The sequence below is a fragment of the Pseudomonas sp. BAV 4579 genome (genome assembly GCF_009765395.1).
Taxonomy (GTDB): domain Bacteria; phylum Pseudomonadota; class Gammaproteobacteria; order Pseudomonadales; family Pseudomonadaceae; genus Chryseomonas; species Chryseomonas aestiva.
On the sequence record NZ_WHOV01000053.1, the window covers coordinates 1 to 3,647 of the forward strand.

The window sequence follows — 3,647 nt, forward strand, 5'->3', positions numbered from 1 at the left end:
TTCCTTGCAGGGTGACGCTGAACGCCAGGCTACCATTGCTCTGCTCCAAGCGGGCGAGCAGGTTGGGAGTCGCGACCTGGACCGGGCGCAGCAGCACGAGCAGCGCCAGCAGGAGGGCAGCGGCCAACGCCAGCCCGGTCGTCCAGCGCCACAGGCGCGGGTCGTTCCAGCGGCGAATCGGCTCGGGTACCGGTTCCTCCGTCGGGAACAGCCGTTGTTGAATACCCTGCCAGACCTGAGCCGGCGGTTCGACGACCGGAAACTCATCGAGCCAGTCGGCGAAGTGCCGCTGCCAGGCCGCCAGTTGCGCCTGGTGTGCAGGATCCTGCCGCACGAGCTCTTCCACTTGCAGGCGTTCTTCGGCGGACAGTACGCCCAGGGCGTATTCCGCGATGAGCAGCGCCTGTCGCTCGGTAGGGGGGATCTCCTTGTCGTTCATAGGCCCAGGCACGCTTGCAGTTGCAGGAGGCCACGCCGAATCCAGCTTTTCATCGTGCCGAGCGCGATACTGTGGCGGGCGGCCAGTTCGGCATAGGAATAGCCCTCGAAGAAGGCGACCCGGATATAGGTCTGCTGGTCCTTGCCCAGGGTTTTCAGACAAAGCTCGATCTGGCGACGCTGGCGATGGGCTTCGAAGTCTTCGGCGACGGACTGGGTTGCCGGCCACTCGGCAAGGGTTTCGAGCGGCTCATAACGATGCTGGGCGCGGCGTCGATCGATGGCCTTGTGGCGCGCCAGGGTCGCCATCCAGGTCAGGGCGCTGGAAAGCGTGGCGTCGAAGGTGCCGGCCTTGAGCCAGATCGCGGTATAGGCCTCCTGCAGGACCTCTTCCGCCTCCGCGTGATCCCCCACGTACTGCAGACATACGCCGAACAGCCTGTTCGAGGTCACGCGGTAGAGCGTTTCGAAGGCCAGGCGATTGCCCTGACCGCAGGCCTGCAGCAGGACATTGAGCGCAACGGGCTCCGGGTTCGTTTCAGGGCCGGCCGATACGGCTGATCTGCTCGTCAAGGATGGCGTTCCGAAGGAGGCGCAACAAAGGTGGCTGGGCTTCAGCCCTATCGGGGCCGAGCAGCAAGAGGCCCGGGAGTGCGGTACGTGATGGCTTCACCGCCTCGGACGACCGCAGCAGCGAGGGGGCGATCCGTCCGGTGTAACATCGAACGGACGGCTTAGCAATCGCGATCACCATCCTACGCTTACGGCCTCTCGACTGGCGGATGATTGCATGCCTGGCCGGCTCCCTCTCCGTATCCATCCCTTGACTACCTTTACACAAGGCTACATGCCGGGCCGTAGCTGCCTGGCGGGCTGAGCGGCTAGCATGCACCTCCAGATCGTCCGACTGTTCAGGTAGCCCCGATGTCGCTGTCATCCGAATCCCCGCGCTGGACCTCGCGCATCCTGCTGGTGGATGACGACCCGTCGATCCGCGAGTTGATCTGCGGCTATCTGGCGCGTTTCAGCATCAATGCCCGGGGGGTAGGTGACGGCCTGGAGATGCGCCGGGCGTTGGTGGAGGAAGCCTTCGATCTGGTGGTGCTGGATCTGATGCTGCCGGGCGAGGACGGGCTTTCCCTCTGTCGTTCGCTGCGGCGCGACAGCGGCATTCCCATCCTGATGCTGACCGCCCAGTGCGAGCCGGCGGATCGCATCATCGGCCTGGAGCTGGGCGCCGACGACTATATGGCCAAGCCCTTCGAGCCCCGGGAACTGGTGGCGCGGATCCAGTCGGTGCTGCGGCGGACCCAGGATGGCCGCGTGCCCCAGCGCAAGGCGCCGCGAACCAGTGTCAGCTTCGATGGCTGGAAGCTCGATGGCGTCCTGCATCAGCTGCACTCGCCAGCCGGGGTGATGGTACCCCTGTCCAATGCCGAGGTGCGGCTGCTGTGGGTCTTCATCGAGCAGCCGCGCCAGGTACTGAGCCGCGAGCAGTTGCTCGATGCCACCCGCGGGCGGGCGATCGAGGCCTTCGATCGCAGCATCGATCTGCAGGTGTCGCGCTTGCGCAGCAAGCTGGGCGACGATCCCCGGGCACCGCAGTTGATCAAGACCGTGCGTGGCGAGGGCTATCTGTTCGATGCCAGGCAGATAGGGCACTAGCCGTGCGCCGCCTGGATACGCTGTTCGCCCGCCTGTTCGCGGTCTTTCTGCTGGCCATCCTGCTGGGCCATCTGCTGGCCTTTTTCTGGTTCCGGCATGGACTCGGCGAGCGACCGCCGCCGCCACCGCCGCCCATGGAGGGTGAAGCCGCTTTCGATCGGCCACCGCCGCCCGGGCCTTTCCCGCACCGGGAGCCCGGCGTCTGGCGGCGCATCGAGTGGTTTCTCGGCGGCCCGCTGATCTTCCAGCTGGGCTCGCTGGTGATCGCCGCCTGGCTCGGTGCGCGATTGCTGACGCGGCCGCTGCGCCAGCTGACCGAGACCGCCGAACACCTGAGCCATAACCTCGACGGTTCGCCCATTCCGGTCACCGGCCCCTGGGAGACCCGGGAAGCCGCGCGGGCGCTCAATCGCATGCACCAGCATCTGCTGGAACAGCTCCAGCAGCGTGGGCGCATGCTCACGGCCATCTCCCATGACCTGCGTACGCCACTGGCACGGGTGAAGCTGCGTATCGAGGACATCGACGATCCGCGCCTGCATGCCCGGGTCAGCCAGGACGTGGACGACATGATCGAGTTGCTCGACGGCACCCTGAGGTACCTGCGCGAACAGCACCGCCAGGAGCGTCCCATCCTCTGCGACGTGCAGGCGCTGGTCGAGGCCATGGCCGAAGATGCGGCCGAGGAGGGCGCCCAGGTCGCTGTCGAGGGTAGCTGCCAGCCGTTGAAGGTGGCGCCCATGGCGTTGCGCTCCTGCCTGGGCAATCTGCTGCAGAATGCCCTGCGCTACGCTGGCCAGGCCGAGATCCGCCTGAGCGAGCAGCCGGAGCGGCTGCTGATCTCCATCCTCGACCGCGGGCCGGGGATACCGGCCCAGTATCGGGAAGCGGTGTTCGAACCCTTCTATCGCCTGGAGGGCTCGCGCAATCGATCCTCGGGTGGGACCGGGCTGGGGCTGGCCATCGCGCGGGAAGCGGCGGCGCACATGGGCGGCGAGCTGACCCTCGGGGAAACGCCCGGCGGCGGCCTGACCTGCCAGGTGGTGCTGCCACGCCCCTGATGTATCGCAGGGCATACAAAGTGACCAAATGGCTGACATCTGCCCGGCGGATACTGGGCGGTGCGGAACACTGATGTCCGCATTTCCCGGGAGAGACATCCATGATCAGCGGAATAGGCAGTGGCTACTCCAGCTACTACAGCAGTGCCAGCGCGATCAAAGGCACAGCTACGACAGCGTCCGGCAATAGCGTCAGCAGCAGCGAAGACGGCAATCCGTTGCAGAAGCTGTTCGGCAAGCTCGACAGCGATGGCGACGGCGCCATCAGCAAGAACGAACTCACCACCGCCGCCAGCGCGACGAGCGATACCCAGACGAATACCGACGAGAGCGGGGCTATCGACGTCGACAAGCTGCTCGGCATGCTCGACCAGGATGGTGATGGCAGCGTCGGCGAAAGCGAATTCGCTTCGGTCTTCGCACCGCCTCCAGGTGGTCCCCAGGGGCAAGGGGGCACCGAGGAATCCGGCGATTCCAGCGTCG

At 66.0% G+C, this 3,647-nt stretch carries 4 protein-coding genes and 1 pseudogene; 3 read left to right on the plus strand and 2 right to left on the minus strand.

All coding sequences use genetic code 11. The annotated features are described in order from the left end of the window. Together GSQ95_RS12305 and GSQ95_RS12310 are read right to left on the minus strand one after the other, a co-directional pair. A pseudogene (locus GSQ95_RS12305) lies at positions 1-439 on the minus strand (hypothetical protein); the annotation flags it as partial. After that, complete coding sequence (locus GSQ95_RS12310) at positions 436-1,011, minus strand: sigma-70 family RNA polymerase sigma factor (RefSeq protein WP_158895765.1); 576 nt, start codon at positions 1,009-1,011, stop codon at positions 436-438. The gene GSQ95_RS12310 and the pseudogene GSQ95_RS12305, both read right to left, overlap by 4 nt. 351 nt (positions 1,012-1,362) lie before the next feature. Between GSQ95_RS12310 and GSQ95_RS12315 the strand changes: the two genes are divergently transcribed. From GSQ95_RS12315 to GSQ95_RS12325, 3 genes are all read left to right on the plus strand, one after another. Further along, positions 1,363-2,103: a response regulator gene (locus tag GSQ95_RS12315; protein ID WP_158895767.1), complete on the plus strand. Its 741-nt coding sequence runs from the start codon at positions 1,363-1,365 to the stop codon at positions 2,101-2,103. A gap of 2 nt (positions 2,104-2,105) precedes the next feature. Then, positions 2,106-3,164 (plus strand): ATP-binding protein, encoded by a 1,059-nt coding sequence (locus GSQ95_RS12320; protein ID WP_158895769.1) that lies wholly within the window; start codon positions 2,106-2,108, stop codon positions 3,162-3,164. Positions 3,165-3,265: 101 nt separating this feature from the next. Next, the coding region (locus GSQ95_RS12325) for an EF-hand domain-containing protein (RefSeq protein ID WP_178123838.1) at positions 3,266-3,647 on the plus strand (382 nt) is incomplete at its 3' end.